Source organism: Collinsella sp. CLA-ER-H5, from assembly GCF_040092375.1.
Classification (GTDB): domain Bacteria; phylum Actinomycetota; class Coriobacteriia; order Coriobacteriales; family Coriobacteriaceae; genus Collinsella.
This window is the reverse complement of sequence record NZ_JBBNLR010000001.1, coordinates 105,479-122,182: the sequence shown is the minus strand read 5'-3', so window position 1 is coordinate 122,182 and position 16,704 is coordinate 105,479. Positions and strand designations below refer to the sequence as shown.

At 57.9% G+C, this 16,704-nt stretch carries 10 protein-coding genes; 4 read left to right on the top strand and 6 right to left on the bottom strand.

Annotation, left to right across the window (positions count from 1 at the left end):
* Positions 1–1,049 precede the first annotated feature (1,049 nt).
* The 5 genes from AAAX31_RS00605 to AAAX31_RS00585 all read right to left on the bottom strand — a co-directional run bounded on the left by AAAX31_RS00605 (position 1,050) and on the right by AAAX31_RS00585 (position 7,606).
* Positions 1,050–2,003 carry a tRNA-dihydrouridine synthase family protein gene (locus tag AAAX31_RS00605; RefSeq protein WP_117770483.1) on the bottom strand — a complete coding sequence of 318 codons (954 nt, stop codon included), beginning with the start codon at positions 2,001–2,003 and terminating at the stop codon, positions 1,050–1,052.
* A gap of 53 nt (positions 2,004–2,056) precedes the next feature.
* Positions 2,057–5,311, bottom strand: a complete 3,255-nt coding sequence (locus AAAX31_RS00600; protein WP_349075815.1) for an ABC transporter ATP-binding protein/permease — start codon at positions 5,309–5,311, stop codon at positions 2,057–2,059.
* A 252-nt stretch (positions 5,312–5,563) separates the two neighbouring features.
* Positions 5,564–6,535, bottom strand: a complete 972-nt coding sequence (locus AAAX31_RS00595; protein WP_349075814.1) for a TlpA disulfide reductase family protein — start codon at positions 6,533–6,535, stop codon at positions 5,564–5,566.
* 29 nt (positions 6,536–6,564) lie between these two features.
* Positions 6,565–7,467: a 4Fe-4S binding protein gene (locus AAAX31_RS00590; RefSeq protein WP_349075812.1), complete on the bottom strand. Its 903-nt coding sequence runs from the start codon at positions 7,465–7,467 to the stop codon at positions 6,565–6,567.
* On the bottom strand, positions 7,460–7,606 hold the full coding sequence (locus AAAX31_RS00585; RefSeq protein ID WP_040219972.1) for a CD1871A family CXXC motif-containing protein: 147 nt from the start codon (positions 7,604–7,606) through the stop codon (positions 7,460–7,462). The genes AAAX31_RS00590 and AAAX31_RS00585 overlap by 8 nt, the downstream gene beginning before the upstream one ends.
* A gap of 90 nt (positions 7,607–7,696) precedes the next feature.
* On the opposite strand from AAAX31_RS00585, the gene AAAX31_RS00580 reads away from it, so the two are divergent.
* The 4 genes from AAAX31_RS00580 to AAAX31_RS00565 all read left to right on the top strand — a co-directional run bounded on the left by AAAX31_RS00580 (position 7,697) and on the right by AAAX31_RS00565 (position 15,296).
* On the top strand, positions 7,697–8,371 hold the full coding sequence (locus AAAX31_RS00580) for a response regulator transcription factor (protein ID WP_349075810.1): 675 nt from the start codon (positions 7,697–7,699) through the stop codon (positions 8,369–8,371).
* On the top strand, positions 8,368–9,519 hold the full coding sequence (locus AAAX31_RS00575; RefSeq protein ID WP_349075808.1) for an ATP-binding protein: 1,152 nt from the start codon (positions 8,368–8,370) through the stop codon (positions 9,517–9,519). The genes AAAX31_RS00580 and AAAX31_RS00575 overlap by 4 nt, the downstream gene beginning before the upstream one ends.
* Positions 9,520–9,768: 249 nt before the next feature.
* Positions 9,769–10,773 (top strand): LuxR C-terminal-related transcriptional regulator, encoded by a 1,005-nt coding sequence (locus AAAX31_RS00570; RefSeq protein ID WP_349075806.1) that lies wholly within the window; start codon positions 9,769–9,771, stop codon positions 10,771–10,773.
* Positions 10,774–10,928: 155 nt separating this feature from the next.
* Positions 10,929–15,296 carry a hypothetical protein gene (locus tag AAAX31_RS00565; protein ID WP_349075804.1) on the top strand — a complete coding sequence of 1,456 codons (4,368 nt, stop codon included), beginning with the start codon at positions 10,929–10,931 and terminating at the stop codon, positions 15,294–15,296.
* A 166-nt stretch (positions 15,297–15,462) separates the two neighbouring features.
* Here AAAX31_RS00565 and AAAX31_RS00560 read toward each other — a convergent pair whose 3' ends face one another.
* Positions 15,463–16,479, bottom strand: a complete 1,017-nt coding sequence (locus AAAX31_RS00560; RefSeq protein WP_349075803.1) for a hypothetical protein — start codon at positions 16,477–16,479, stop codon at positions 15,463–15,465.
* Positions 16,480–16,704 lie beyond the last annotated feature (225 nt).

The following is a 16,704-nucleotide window of genomic DNA, read 5'->3' as shown; positions in this document are numbered from 1 at the left end:
GTTCAAAAAATGGCAAATATGAGTACTGCTACTTGTTTAGTAACAGCGATTTTAATCATTTCAGGGATCATTCAACGCCCCAAGCGCCCGCAGACGGCGTTATTCCTCCCCATATGTTCAATAAAAGAGACGCCTAATGGTATTAAATCTCATCAGGGACCTCATTTTTGAAAAAAATAAATGCAACCATAATGGCAACAGTACTCATATTTGCCCTTTTTTGCACACAGCCCTCCAGAATAGTCGTTAGGGACGACTCAAAATGGCAATTCTGGCACTTAGACACTCTTTTCTTGAATGACTAGTTGTTAAAGAACACTCAGCGACTACTCCAATTCGCGACACACTGTGTCGCGAATTGAGCTGTTCTCACCACCGAAGACCGGTGAAAGCTCCTGACCAGAATCTCGATAGTTTGTTAAAGTGCCCCCTCTGCAGGTTCAATGAGCGCTCATGTTCCAGACTGGAAAGCGAAGAAATATCGAAGCCATCGATGCTCATTTCCTATCGAAAAAACTAGTCAATACACGCTAATTAGCTTGATAAACTGCTTGTATTTTTGTCTACAAAACTGTATACAAAAAGAGATTCCGAGAACCAGCGCTCGACATTATGTCAATCGATAGGGGGCGCTATGGACGCTAAGCAGCTCGAAAAGATGATGGGGTTTGCCCCCCGGAGAGTTGGAGAAAGCCGCGGAGGCATACGAAAAAGATAAGTGGCCGAAGGGTCGCACCATCAAGCTGGGAAGACCGCCGATCTCTGATGAGCCAAGCATTGTTTTATCGGCACGTGTGGGTGAGTCGGTTCTTGATGCGTTTGACGCAAAAGCAAAGCGCCATGGGCAGACACGCACAGAGCGACTCAGGGAGCTCATCACGATCGATGCAATGATTGCCTAGTTATCCACCGAGCCCAAAGACGTACGCCAGCATCCAAAGTCGACATTTTTCGACATCTTTGGATGCTGGCGTACGGTATTTTGCAACATAGTCATTCGGGACGTTCTTTTAAATGACTAGTCGTTAAAGTGCGTCCCCAACGACTAACTAGCCGTGGAAGCGTGCTATGGGCGCAAGTGGCTGTTCGCGAAAGACGCGCTCGACGGCGGCGCGGTATTCGTCGACCTTTTTGGTCTTGCGTACGAGCTTGTGAACGGTAGCGGGGTCGGCGAAGGCGCATTTGGCGTAGAACCACCACTCCTTCATGCGAAAGACCGCATTGCCGCCAATCTCTTCTGCATAGGCCGCAAACAGCGTGTCGTGGAAGCGCTGCAGCTCAGCAGCCGTTGCAGCAGGGCCACCCTTGACCATGCGAGCGAGCGCGGGATTCGCAAGCAAGCCACGCCCCAGCATTACATGGCGCGTGCCGGGATAGGCCTCCACCAGCGCGTCCATATCCTCAAGATCGAAAATGTCACCGTTATAGGCCACGGGGAACGGCGCGCGTTCCAGCGTCTCGCCGTAAAACTCCTTGCGCGGCGATCCCGTATAGCGGTCCTTTTGCACGCGCGGGTGCACGATCAGCTCTGCCAACGGCATGCGGCAATACAGATCGAGCACACGCTCGTATTCGTCGTCGCTCTCAAGCCCCAGCCTGGTCTTGACCGATACCGGCAACGGTGACCGCTCGCACACATCGCTCAAGAACACCTCGAGCTCGTCGAGGTTGCGCAGAAAGCCCGATCCTTTACCCTTGGCAACAACCGTACCCGAGGGGCAGCCAAGGTTGAGATTGACCTCGCGGTAGCCCATGTCGGCGAGCACCTGTGCCGCCCACACAAACTCGTCCGCGTTCTTGGACATCAGCTGAGGCACTACGTTGAGCCCCTGGTTATTGGCAGGATCGATCTCCTTAAACGCCTTGCCGCCAAAGCGATTTCCCACCCGCGGCGGCGGCAAAAACGGCGTGTAATAGCAATCGAGCGCACCGAAGCACTCCGCATGCACGCGACGGAACACATGCCCGGTAATCCCCTCCATAGGGGCCAACGATAGAATCATCTACTCTTCTCTCATATCAACGAACGTGACAAAGGAACTGTCCCTTTGTCACATTATTCGGAGCGCAGGGCTTCGACGGGGTCCTTCTTGGATGCGCTGCGGGCAGGCAGCAGGCCGGCAACGACCGTCAACAGCACCGAAATCGCGATGAGCACCAGCGCATCCCGCACGGGCAGGCTCATCAGATTGGGTACCTGTTTGGCCGCAAGCGCCCAAGCATTGACCGGGAAGCTCACGGCCACCACGACGACAATGGCAAAGACGCCGGCGATGAGGCCTTCGATAAAGGTCTCGGCATTGAATACGTTGGCCACGTTGCGCTTCGACGCGCCAATCGCACGCAAAATGCCAATCTCCTTTTTGCGCTCCAGCACGCTGATGTACGTGATGATGCCGATCATGATGGAGCTCACCACCAGGCTGATACTCACGAATGCGATGAGCACCAAGCTGATGGTGTTCACGATGTCGGTCACCGAGCCCATGATGATGCCCATGTAGTCGGTGTACGAAATTGCCCGATCATCGTGGCCAGCAGCTTTGACCTGCTTGTTGTACGCATCGATGTGATCGAGTACGCGCTCCTTGGCCTCAAAGTCGCGCGGGAAAATCTTAACCGAGATGGGGTCCGCCTCATCCGCATAGTCCAGCGTGGTCAGGTTGTTGTCGTAGGTGAGCTTCGACGCCTTGGCATAGCTCATCATGAGCGAACTCAGGTCCTCGGCGTCCATGTTGAAATGGATGGCACGAGCAAAGGCGCTCGCATCCACGTGCATGGCGCTCGCCAGGTTGGTAAAACTCGAAGACATCTGCGTCGCCATCTGGTCCATAAGCCCCGCTGCGCCCGCCTTGAGCTGGGACGATACCGTCGACGCTATCTGCTCGCTGATCGACTTCATCACCTGATCCATAGCCTGCTGCAGATACGGAGCCAGCTGCTTTTGCACATAGTCGGTCATCGCCTGTTGCAGGCGCTCGGCCAGGGCATCGCCGCCGAGCGCCTTCAATTGAGCCAGGCATTGCTGGGCTGCGGCATCATTCTCAAGATACGTCGAGAATGCGGCAGCGAGCTTTGACGCGTCTTTAAGATCTTCGGGCGACAGCGCCTTAAACTGATCAGACTGCAAAAAGCCCTCAAACAGTTGGTTGGCAAGTATTCCCACCTGCTGCATTTGCTCGGGCGTGAGCTCCAGACCGTCAAAGATGCCCAAGAAATCTGGAGCCGGTGCTTTTGCCATGATGTCACTGAAGTCGATATCCTTGCCAACGCCCGAAAGGTCAATGTCCAGCCCGGACAAGTCAAGACCCGACAGGTCCATACCGCCGACAACACCCGAGAGCGCGGAGGTATCGAACGAGAACGCGCCCTTGAGCGCCGCCTCGTCCACACTGAACATGCTGCCCAGATCCACTCCTTGTTTGGCCTCGCCTTGTAGCTCATCGAAAGACTTGCCCGTAAAGACATCTATCTCGGGGTGAGCGAGCTGCTCCTGCACAATCTGCGAATCGGCGGCGCGCTCCATAAGCTGACGAGTCAGCGCATGCGTATAGGCAATACCCGGGGTCAATGCGCTCGCATTGGCCGTCTCGTTAGGTCGCACCACGCCCACAATGTGCACGTCAATACCGTCGGCAACCTTGGCCGTCATAAAGTCGGCATCGTCAGACATGTCAGTCCACATGCCAGTCTCTTCGTTTTTGCGATACGCATCAGCCGGCGACAGCACCTTAAACGTGGTAGACAGCGCATCGTCGTAGGTAAAGTCGGTGCCGGTCTCGGGCGTTTCGACCCCACCGTCGGCCGTCATGGCACTGTTTACCAGATCGTTGAGCTCATCGATATCCAGCGCACCGATGCTGTAGAGCGTATAGTCGCCCACCGTACCGCGGCTCGAAAGCACCATTACGGCTTCGTTAGCAGACGTGGGCCAATGACCGGCGACGACATCGTACTGGCTGTCGAGCAGACTCTGGTCGTCAATCATCTCGTTAAAGACCGAGGTTCCCATGGATTCCATGCTCACCGTTGCCGCCGAGCTCGCGCCTCCGCTCATGGCCTCGGTCATGGCGTTGGGCACCAGCCGGACAGGCTTCTCATCGCCCTTGCCGGCACGATAGACAACCGGCGATACACCGTAGCCGTACTGAATGGCGTTGACCTCTTTATCGATGCCGTCGCCACCGGCATCGAGCCATGCCTTAAAGCTCGTCATGTCGTTGGACTTAACGCTCGCAAACATATCCTTTACGGCCGTGACCACAGGAATCCTATCGGTTCCCTTAGCCTTGCCGCCGGCACTGTCGTCGGACGAATCCACGTTTTCAGGCGAGTCATCATCCGCAGCCCCCTGCCCGCCCATCATGGACGACAGGTCGTAATCCTGCTTGGAAATGGTGAGCGGGTAGCTCGAGAGCGTATCCTCCTCGACCTTTTTGATGTAGCCGTTTACGCCATTGGACAGCGCCAGAATCGCCGCGATACCGATAATGCCAATCGAGCCCGCAAAGGCCGTCATGGCCGTGCGGCCCTTCTTGGTCATGAGGTTTCGGGCAGAAAGCCCCAGCGCCGTCACAAAGCTCATCGAGGTTTTGCGCGTAGGCTTAGCCTCGCGACGCGCGGCCTTGGCAACATCAAAGGGGTCGGAATCGTCGGTGATCTTGCCGTCCGCCAGGTTGACGATGCGTGTGGCGTACTGGTACGCCAGCTCGGGATTGTGCGTGACCATAATAACCAGACGGTCGCGCGCCACGTCCTTGAGCAAATCCATGACCTGCACGGATGTCGTTGAGTCCAGGGCGCCGGTCGGCTCGTCTGCCAGCACGATTTCGGGATCGTTGATCAGGGCGCGGGCGATGGCCACGCGCTGCATCTGTCCGCCCGAAAGCTGGCTCGGACGCTTGTTAACGTGCTCCCCCAGGCCGACTTTCTCCAACGCCTCGCGCGCACGCTGGCGGCGCTCGGCATGCCCCACGCCCGTGAGCGTGAGCGCCAGCTCCACGTTTTCCAAAATGGTCTGATGCGGAATGAGGTTATAGCTCTGGAAAACAAAGCCGATGCGGTTGTTGCGGTAGGCATCCCAATCGCGGTCGCGGAAGTCCTTGGTCGAGATGCCGTCAATCAGCAGGTCGCCAGAATCAAAGTGATCCAGTCCGCCGATAACATTGAGCATCGTGGTTTTACCCGAACCCGAGGGACCCAGAATGGCCACGAACTCGTTATCGCGAAAAGACAGGCTCACGCTGTCGAGCGCCACCTGCGTAAACGACTGCGTGACGTACCTTTTGCAAATTCCTTTGAGCTCCAGCATGGACGGCAACCTCTCCCGCGCGGGCGCCCCGCCCGCTCTCCCCCGCCGTTCGTATTCGACGCGTTTGTCCTACTCTATCCCCATTTTTTGCCGGCACCAGTGAAGAATGTAGGGAACCGCACCAAAAAACGAACGGGACGGCGCCTAAAAAAGAGGTCCCGAGCGGGACCTCTATATGGTGGAGATTATCTTGAAAGGCAGCGGACGACTCCGCACGGCGGCGCACGATCCTCGCTGTGCTTTACGCGTTTTCTACTGCTCGCTATTCGCAATCGCCTGGTCGATAAGCTTGTCGAGCGCTGCGCGCTGCTCGGCAGAGCTGATGGCTCCCACGATTGGATCCCCTACGATGTTGCCATTCTGATCGATGACATACGTTGTCGGGAACGAGAACAAATTTGACGTAAACTTACCGGCCTCGCTATCCGACTTGAACCAGATGTTCTTATATGTCACGCCCTTCTTGCTCAGCACGTCCTTGGCATCTGTAATCTCGCCCTTGTTGCCATCGAGCGTAAAGGAATTGACGCCCACGACCTGGCCGCCCTTCTCGGCGAGCTCCTTATTCAAATTCTCAAGATCGCCCAGCTCGCCCACGCACGGCTTGCAAGTAGTGAACCAGAAGTTCATGACGGTGACCTTGTTCTTAGAGAACAGCTCGTCGCTGCTCACGTCGTTGCCATCCAGGTCTTTGCCCGTAAAGCTGGGGAACTTCGTCGCCTCGCTCGAAGCATTGGCACCAGCCGTCATGCCAGCGGTCGAAGCGTCGACGCTCTCGCCTGCGCTCGGCGTGCTTCCACAGCCGGGGAACTCCTTCTCCAAGCTCTCGAGCTTGTCCTCGATCTCCTTGATCTGCTGTGCACCGGCCTTGAGTGTCTTAAGCTCATCCGCCGTGAACTCATCCTTGGCGCCGTCGATGGTCTTGAGCAGGAAATCGCCGTAATTGCTGCCGTCCTCAATCATTGCCGAGTCTTTATTTGCCGCATTGAATACCTTTTCCCACAGCGCGTTATCACTCGAAAAGATATCGTTCTCCTTCTGCATGAGTTTTGCATACAACTCGGCGGCCTCGTCGGCATTGGTCGGCTTCTGCGCAGTGAGTTCTGCGATCTTAGAATCGGAGCCCGCAGATTCGCTCGCATTGCCGCCAGGTGCCGAGCACGCCACAAGACACAAGGCCAGCACCGGCACCATAAACAGGGCCGCAATCTTAGAAAGCTTCATAGTCATTCCTCCGTTTTGTCGAAGCTTGTTTACTTTTTATCGGCGGTCAAGGGGAGCTTTTCCGCCGACACATCCAGGCCATAGCGATAGCTGATGGCATCGACGGGACAGGCCCCGATGCACTTTCCGCACCGGATACATTCGGCATGATTGGGCGCGCGGGCCACATCAACGTCCATCTGACAAACCCTTGAACACATGCCGCACGAGACGCATTTGCACGCGTCAACCTGAATCCCCAACAAGGACACCTTATTCATGAGCGCATAGAATGCGCCGAGTGGACAAATCCATTTGCAGAAGGGGCGGTAGAACAAAACGCTCAGCACTACCACGGCAATGAGAACGGCAAGTTTCCAAGTAAAGAGATGTCCCAACGCAGATCGAATGCCGGCGTTGGCAATGGCCAGCGGAATGGCGCCCTCGAGTACGCCCTGCGGACAGATGTACTTACAAAAGAACGGGTCGCCCATGCCCACGTCGTTAACCACCAAGACGGGCAGCAGCACCACGGCAAACAACAGCACGACGTACTTGATGTACGTGAGCGGCTTGAGCTTTTTCGTGGAGAACTTTTTGCCGGGAATCTTATGAAGCAGCTCCTGCAGCCAGCCAAACGGGCATAGAAAGCCGCATACAAAGCGTCCCAGCAGCACGCCGAGCAAAATGAGCGTACCGGTGACGTAGTAAGAAAAGTTGAACTTGGATGAACCCACCACCGACTGGAACGACCCGATGGGGCACGCACCCGATGCCGCGGGGCACGAATAGCAATTAAGTCCAGGTACGCAGACTGTTTTTCCCGCGCCCTGATAGATGCCGCCTTTGGCAAAGTTTGGCAGGTGAATATTGGTGACCAGCGTCGCCGCCGCCTGAACGAATCCGCGAAATCGGGCCAAAACATGCGACGCAGTGTTTTCTCTTTTATCCAATTCCGATACACTCCAAGCACAGCCTAATCGCTTTGGCCAGCACGGCATCCGCCTCGCCACGCATAACGCCAAAGCACACCATGGCAATTCCGACGATCAACAAAGCGACCTGTACCACGGGTTTTACCGCTTTGAACAACACGACCACTCCTTTCGTTACGCGACCATTGGACCATATCGACTATAAAATCCGTGTTAAGCGCGATTTGAAATGTGCAAGGAGACTGTTATGCGTATTTTGATCGTCGAGGACGAGCGGGCGCTGTGTGACGCAATCGCGCGCAGCTTGCGAAACTTGGCGTACAGCGTCGACTGCTGTCACGACGGACAGGAGGCGCTCGACCTACTGGACGTTGAGGCCTTCGACCTCGTGGTACTCGACCTCAATCTCCCCCGTATCGACGGCATGACTGTGCTCAGGGAACTTAGGAAAACCGACTGCGAGACCAAGGTACTGATTCTGTCCGCACGTGGCGGAGTATCCGATAAAGTCGCCGGACTCGATGCCGGCGCCAACGATTACCTCACCAAGCCGTTTCATCTGGACGAGCTTGCGGCAAGGATTCGCAGCCTTACCCTCAGACGCTTTACACAAAGCGGCATAGTTTTAACCTGCGGAAAGCTCCGCTTTGACACCAAGGCGCGCATCGCTTCTGTGGACAGCGAGGCTTTATCTCTTACGCGCAAGGAAACGGGAATCTTGGAATACCTGATGCTCAATCAGGGGCGTCCGGTAAGTCAAGAGGAGCTTATAGAGCACGTTTGGGATAGCAGCGTAAACAGCTTTAGCAACGCAACCCGCGTTCATATCTCGTCACTCCGCAAAAAGCTACGCATTGCTTTGGGATACGACCCGATTCGCAATCGGATTGGAGAGGGCTACGTTATGGAGGGTGGAGAATGAAAGGGCTTTCGCTGCAATGGCGCATAACGATTATGACGGCACTGCTCACGTGTGCGGCATGCGTGCTGACGAACTGCCTGGTCGGTTATACGGGCATGCGCTACATGGATGCCATCGGCAGTGACATCTCGGCCTTTAACGCAACCGGCGAAAATTCGCCCCAGGCGTTCGACCCAACGAAAGCGGCCCTCGATGACAAGGTCACGATCGTCGTAAACGACGCACAGGAGTCTTTTGGCACGACAGCCTGGTACATCACGGCTGGAGTCACACTCCTTGGCGGCGTGCTGGCATACTTTGTGAGCGGCCGTGCGCTCAAACCACTACGGGCTTTTGCAGCCCAGGTTGAGCGTGTGCAGCCTGACAACCTAAGCGAAATCAGACTCAGTGAAGATGTGCCCGCCGAGCTACAACGATGCAGCGCCTCTTTCAACGACATGATCGCTCGTCTTGGCGAAGGGTTCTCTGCACAGCGTCAGTTTACCGGCAACGCCGCACATGAGCTGCGCACCCCGCTCGCCCTTATACAAGCACAGATTGAACTATTCATCTCCGAGCACTCCGGTTTGCAACCCGAAACAGCCGAGTTGCTTAGCCTGTTACAAGAACAAACCGAGCGCATGTCTCGAATGACCAAGGTATTGCTCGAGATGAGCGAGCTCCGCAGCGTTCCTTGCGATGACGATGTTGAACTTGGCCCCTTGTCCGAAGAGGTCCTCACCGACCTTGCGCCACTTGCCGAAAATAAGGGCATAGCCCTCAATTGTGCTGGAGACGCTTTAGTAATCGGGAGCGACACGCTCCTCTATCGGCTGGTGTTTAACCTGGCTGAAAACGCCATCCGTTACAGCCGCTCCGACTCGACTGTCAACGTCTCCATCAGCGACAGCGACAGCCGCGTGCTCCTGCGAGTCAAAGATGAGGGCCCGGGAATACCCAAGCAGTACCGAGAGAGCATCTTCCAGCCGTTCTTTCGTCTAGACAAATCCCGCAGCAGGGCATACGGCGGCGCAGGACTCGGACTAGCGCTTGTTTGGGAGATTGCAGCGCTTCACGGTGGCACGGTAGAGGTCGAAGCAAGTTCCGAGAACGGGACCACCATGCTCGTAAGCCTTCCAAAGAGATCTGCAGCGTTAACCGAACAGTAAAACGAAAGGGGTCCCGCACACGTTTGCGCGGGACCTCCTCTCCGTCAATGCAATTCGCCCAAAAGAGTAGAAGCTTACTCCCACTCGACCGTGCCGACGGGCTTGGGCGTAAGGTCGTAGCACATGCGGCAGATGCCGGGGACCTCCCTTTATACGTTCGGCACAATCGTAGGCGATACCCACAAATTCCAGTCCCGAGCAACAGGAGTACAATTGCTGCTATTGTTGCCAGCTGTTGGGAGATGGAAGATGGACTGCGATGGCTACCCACGCGTTCCCATGCCGTTGATGTGCACCGCCTTTGTGCCGGGGCAGATTGACGCTGCGGTTGCAAGCATTTCCGACCCCGATTCGCGCGCCATCGCCACGGCAGAAGCGCTGTACTTTCGCGGGCAGGCCACCCTCGCTGCTGAGACGGCACGCCCCTATCTTGACGCCACCAATCCCGCACTGCGCTATTCCGCATGCTTTATCTGCGGATACGCCAGTCTGTCGCTCAACCGTATCGCCGACGCCCGCCGGTGCCTTGCTGGCATCCTCGATACCCCGGCCGACGAGGAATCACCCGCCATCCACGCCACGCATATCCTATTCGCCTCCGCCGCGAGTGTCCTGCTGCACTTGCCTTCCCCGTATTCTGCCGAAGAGTTTTATCCACTTGCGGCGCATCTACCCGAAGGCCTGCGCCTGTTCGCCAGCTACGTGATGGCGCACGCCTTGTACCTGCGCGGCGAATACGGCCGCAGCCTGGGCATGGCGGAAAATGCCCTGATTATGAAACAGGGAAGCTATCCGATCTCGGAACTGTTCCTGCACCTAGCAGCTTCCATGGCATGCATGAGCCTCAAGGACATCGACGCCGCAAAGGCACACTTCGGAACCGCTTGGAACATTGCACGTCCCGACGGCCTTATCGAGCTCATTGGCGAGCACCACGGCCTTTTACAGGGGCTCATCGAGGCGTGCCTAAAAACGCAATACCCTGACGACTTCGCGCGCATCATCGAGATCACGTACCGCTTCAGCTACGGCTGGCGGCGCATCCACAACCCCGATTCGGGCGAGGACGTGGCCGACGATCTAACGACCACGGAATTCACCATGGCCATGCTCGCCTGTCGTGGGTGGACCAACGCCGAAATCGCACGCCATATGGGAGTATCGCCGGGCACCGTCAAAAACCGACTATCCGGCGTATACGCAAAGCTTGGCATCGGCACACGCGCCGAGCTGGTCGCGCATATGTTACGTTAGCGACCGGACTGCCAAGCGCATCGAACGCATTCCGGAACCCGGCGCTTCGCTCGATCAATTTGGACATTTTGACCCTTGAACGGCACTACCGCTACGAGGCGCCTTCTCGCAAAATTGGATTATTTCCACCGATACCTGCGGGATGGGAGCCAAAGATGCTTGATCGCCGTTCGTTACTTGTCGCCGGAGCGTCCTCGTTAGCGAGCATTATGTTGCCGCGCGTGCCGGGAAGCGCAAACGCCTTCATATTGCCGTTCGCGCCCACCGAAGCCCATGCCGACGAAAAAGACCCCTTCAGGGTGCTCGTTCTCTCGCGCACCATGTTCGGTGTGGTCGTGGTCGACGTCGCCAACAAGAATACGCCCATCACGGGTGCCCAGGTCACACTCACATCGCGCTATGCCGCAGGCAAGCAGCTCACCGCCACTACCGATGACGAAGGCACGGCCATCTTTGAGGTCGCGCCGCTTTCGGAAGGCTACGTGGACGAGGCGACGCTTCTCGACGCGTACGACTTTAACGGCGGCATCTCCATTAGCATGGCGGGCTACCGCGATGTCGAGATTCCCCTCGCGCGTGTCCAAGGCGGAACCGCCATTACCGCACCCACACGTCCGCTCTCCGATGGCGAGCCGTACTTTCGCCAGCTCACATTCGACGAATGGGACATCCAGTACGCCGACGCTACGTTCATGGCATTGCCGAAGGACGACACGGCAAACGACCAACCCGACACGCACGCCTTTACCGTGCAGGCACATCTGCCACAGGGCGGACAGGCAACGCTGCGCATCAACAAAGTGATGCCCGCTGCGGGCAGCTCATCCGAAACCGTCACGCAGATTGGCCAAGTCAAGGCCAGCGCATCGGGCGCGGATAATCTGGCGACGTTCACGCTCGAAGACAAGTTCCTCGATGCAGCGTCGAGCCTTCTGGAAGAAGGATGCAAGCTGCGCTTTATCCTCGACTACCAGGGCAAAACCTACACGCTCTCCTCCCCCATGGCCGTTGTCACTGCGCCGGCCGCAAAGGCAGAATCGGGCTCGACCACCATCATTCCCACCACTATGGACCAAGAGATCACTCCGTTTGATTTCCCCGCGGCGTTTCCCGGCATCGGCGGCAATAAGTTCACGTGCTGGATGCCCACATTTCCGATTCTCTTCGATTTCTCGTTTGCTGGATACGTGCTGTTTGGCGGAGGATACAAACCAGCCAGCTATATGAACGATTCGGGCAACCCTGATCCGGAATACTGGAAGAAATCGCCGCGCGAGTCGGGCGCCAAGCAGGCAAACCGCTACCTCGACGAGATGGAGGGGAAGTGGAATCAGTACAAGAGTATGAGTGCCGGTTCGGGCACCGATCCAAGAAACACCAAGCTCCTTCGCCACCATTGCACGCCGCTGTTCACGATGGATATCGCCACACAGCTGTACGGCTCGCTCGCCTACGATTGGGTGGGCAAAACCTGGGGTAACAACAACGACCCCGCATACGGCAATATTAAGGCCCTCTTCCAGGTAAGAACCGACCTCAATTGGACCGAGCAGTTTACCCTAGGACCGGTGCCGTTTTTCCTAAACGTCAACCCCTGGGTGCTGGCAAAACTGGCGCTCGCCGTGGGTGCCCACACGCACGGCAGCGGCGCGGCGTTTTTTAAAAACATTTCGCTCGACTATTCAAACACGTCGGGCTCGTTCACCATCCAGATCGGGCTTGCCGTCACCTTTGGTGCCGGCGTTGCAGGCGTCGCTTCGTCTGCCGTGCGCGGCGCCGCATCCCTCACGCTGTTCATTGGGTACGAGAAGGCAGATGGACACCAGCTTCCGCGACTGCGCGTAGGTGCAGACGTCGATGTCGACGTGATACTCCAGTTCGTAATGTTCAAGTGGACCACCAAGGCTTGGTCGGGGTCGTGGCCCACACTCATCGATTCGTGGAATATGTCGGTGAACAATGGCGACCAGTATGTGCTCCAGCGCTCTGAGCTCGCATTGGGTGGAGATACGCCTTATACGCTGGATGCCTGCTTCGGCTCGGCCGGCAACGCCGAGGCGGGTGGTGTGCCGCAATTTATCGCATCGGCCACCATCGTCACCAACGCCGAACTGCTCGCACGCGCCGAGGTTAAGGCCACTGCAAGGAATGTCGCGCCTACCGTACGCGATTGGGACCGGTCGGTCACGCGCATTGAGCTCGAGGCGGATGCAGAAAGCGACGACACGGGACGGGTCGAACATTTCGTCCATGCACTGATAGAGAACGACGAAAACGCCGCGCCGATGTACGATTACACCTATATCGGCCAGGCAACGAACACCGTTGCCGACCCGAACGCCAACTCTGCCGGCGTGTCGGAGGACGAGCGTGGCGGCATAAAACCCTCGAGCGACAACGTACTGTTTTCCGGCGTGCTCAGCGAAGCCCACATGAAGCTAACGATGATTGCCGGCGTGGAGTGCCTATTCCGTATCGCCTCGGTGCGCTACGGCGAGAATGGTCGCTCGCGCCTGGTGGTGCATACAAAGACGAACGGCACGTGGTCCGCTCCCACGCCCGTGGACTTCTCCCTTGGGTTTGGCGAGGGCGACGTGGAGCGCAACGGCATATTCGATTACGACTTCGACGTGGTGGAATATACAGACGGGAGGAGAAACCAGGACGCCTACGTGCTGCTGGTCTCGGGCGAGCGCCCCGCCGGTGACAACACCCTTTTCGATACGGCGAGCACATCCGGCATACTGTCCGTTGTACGCCTGCGCATAAGCAACGACGGAGTTCGCGTGATATCGCATACGTCATGGCGCAGCATCTCGCGCGGCCGCCTTCAGGAGGATGGCTACCATTGCCTGCAGTGCCCACGCATCACGGTGGGCAAGACGCTAGTCGACGGGCGCCTGTCGGGCGCCTACCTCCACCGCCGCGGAGCCACCGCAGAAAAGGCACTCGGCAGCGAGGCCGAGGTTGCGCTGGAGTGCTTTACCCTGTGGTCGGACGTTTCGGGCGACAGTCTCACGTTCCGTCAGGTCCTCCGCTTTCCGCAGGCACCGTCGAGCATCGAGCTGGGCACGCCCGAGAATATCAACGGCAAAATGGTGGTGCCCGTTGCATACGAGACTGCAGACGGTTGCGGCTGCGCATCGTACGCCGTGATCGGCCAGTCCATTGCGGGCTGGGGCGTTATGTCGCCAGATGCGGCAGTACCCCACGCGGTGCCGTGGCCGCAACACACGGGCTTTTTGGCTACCGTCAACGAGCAGCTGCAGCATATTACTTGGGCACGAGGCGCATCGGCATTTGCAACGCAGCCCGTGGGCGCCGCGGGCTGTGGCCCGGCATCGTTTAGCGTAAGCAACAACGGCAGGTGCGTGCTCTATGTAGAGAACACCGATGGCAAGGTGGGGCAAACCTACGACGAAGAAGGCAACCCAGTAGCAGTGATGGGCAAGCACTTCCGCATCTTCGCCAGCACCTTGGCAGGTGATCTGTTTACGGAGCCGTTCGTGATGTGCGAGCTGGACCATCCCGTCGATCAGATAACGACGTTTTTGACGTCGGGAGGCATGCTCTCCGCACTCGCCACGCACATTGTGAGTGCCGAGCAGAGCGAGGCAGAGCTGCACGGCATCGAAGTACCCTTGGCGGCGTGTGCCACTCCGACGGGCGCGGTCGCTACCTCGGGCGCGGTGGTGCCCGGAGCAGCAGGCGAATCCTTCATGGTCACGGTGCGAAACGACGGCAACACGCTGCTCACCGCCGGCACAATCGATCTATACCGAGAGGGCTCCAGCCAGCCGTTCTCCAGCGCATCCATCGGATTCGGAGCGAACGCACGCACGGCATCGATCTTTGATCCAGAGCTTTCCGAAGATGCTCCGGCCAACGACATGGCACACGTGAAGTACGCGCTCGAGACGCTGGGCGCACGTTTTGCAACGCACCCGCTGGTAGCCGACAACGGCAACGCCGTGCTGGCACCGGGTTGCACGGCACAGTTTCGCATGAGCTTCGCCATCCCCGAGAGCTGGAGCGACGAAGTGGGCAAACGCGTAACGCTGTATGCGAAGGCGCGTAATCTGGTGGCGCTCGATCCCGTAACGCTCGAGGAAATTCGACCAGGCGCAAACTCGGCGCTGGGTGCCGTACTGCACGAGTTTCATGTGCCCGACGCGGCATGCGAGCGCTCGGAAGTTCAGATCGGCGTATGCGACAGCGCGGATACGACAGGACTTCACGACGCCCCGATGGCAGCAGACGGCGATGGTGGCTCGAGTGGCGGCGGTACTGACGAGGGCGGCGGCGCGGGCGGAGGCAGCTCCGGCAGTGGCAAGGACCACGGCAATAACAAGCGCTCCGGAAAAGCGGGCGCGCTTGCGGGCACGGGCGATGTCAACGCTCCCCTTACGGCAGCCGCTGCAGCACTCGCCGCGGCAGGCGCGGGCCTCATCGCCTACAGCGCCCGCCGCACGGCGCTCGAAAAAGACACCGCCGATGAGGTCAATTCGGATAAGCCTCGCTAGCTCCTAGTTACATGTCATTATGGAAATCATGTTCGTCATTGCGCGCACAATGCCCCACTGCACCCGAAACCGCGCGAGGCACTGGCCCTGCTCATCGAGCACCAAAAAGGGCTGGCCCCGATAACTCGGAGCCAGCCCTGAGTCGCCTGACGTAAGAATCGCGGCGTTACTTGAGCTTCAGTGCCTCCATCATGGGCACGGCGGCATCCCAGTCGATCTTCCAGCCAATCGACACGCGGACGGTCTCGCCCGTCGCGGGAGCCGTCGCAAACAGTGTATGGCCGTTGTCGGGACCGGTAAAGCGCAGCCACGTTATGCCGTTGTACTCGACCTGGTCGGTTGTTGTCTCCTTGCCTTCGTAGACCTGCTCTAGGCTTGCAACCTCTTCCTCCGGCGAGCGCGGGAAGATGCTGATGTTCAGGCGTCCTCCAGTCTCGTCGTGGAAGAAGTTTGCCTTTTCGCGCTCTTCGTCGGACGAATCCAGCGTGTACCCATCGGCGGCCTCGATGCTGTACGATGCGCAGTCGATGCCCGTTAAATCTGCCTTCTCGCCAGAATCGGCCACGCCGCCGGCCGCCTTGAACTCCTTGGTCTCGCATCCCGTGGTGTCAAAGTGCATGGCCTCATGATTCTTGGCGGGGGCGTAAGCGTCTACGAACTCGACAGTGATGGGCCCGTAGTACGCCGTCTTGGGCGCCCAGAAATACACGTACTCAACGGTCTCGCCCGGACCGATATCTGGCCTCTCGGAAAGGTCAATTCCCTTGTGCAGATCATCGGGAGCCTCGCTTGCAACGTAGTCGAGCACGGCCGCCTTGCCGGAAGTAAACAACGGGTCGCCTGCCTCAAGATCGCCCTGGGCAGCGTGTACGTTAAAGGAGTCAAACGTCCTGTTCTTTGCATTGTTGTTGGTGATCTTGACGTGCAGGTAAAAGCCATCCTGCAGCTTAGCGTCGCCGCGATAGAACGTACCGTGGTCTACCGACTCATAGGTTATGCCAGCCACCTCGACCGTCTGCGACTCATAGGCCTTGGCCTTCTTGGACTTCTCCTGCACAGGTGCGCTCCCGCCCGAGCCACTCGGCGCATTACCGCCGCAGCCGGCAAGCGTACACGCCAACACAGCCGAAAGCGTCACGGTGGGAATTCCTAACAGCAGCTTCTTCGTCATGGGCTTCATCATCCTCACCGCTCCTTTCGGCTTGTAGCTCATCCGTTGCCCGAGTCGCAAGTCGACTCCGTGGCATCGGCTTCCACTATGAGCGTATGACGAAACGCGGCGCCGGCGAAGTGACCCACGGCCCAAATAACGACCCGTCAGCGTTCCTTATGGGCCAAAGGGACTCACACACGCACGCCCGTGGCCCATAAAACGAGACGCTTGTCCCAATGTTCGATTCGGAGCAAC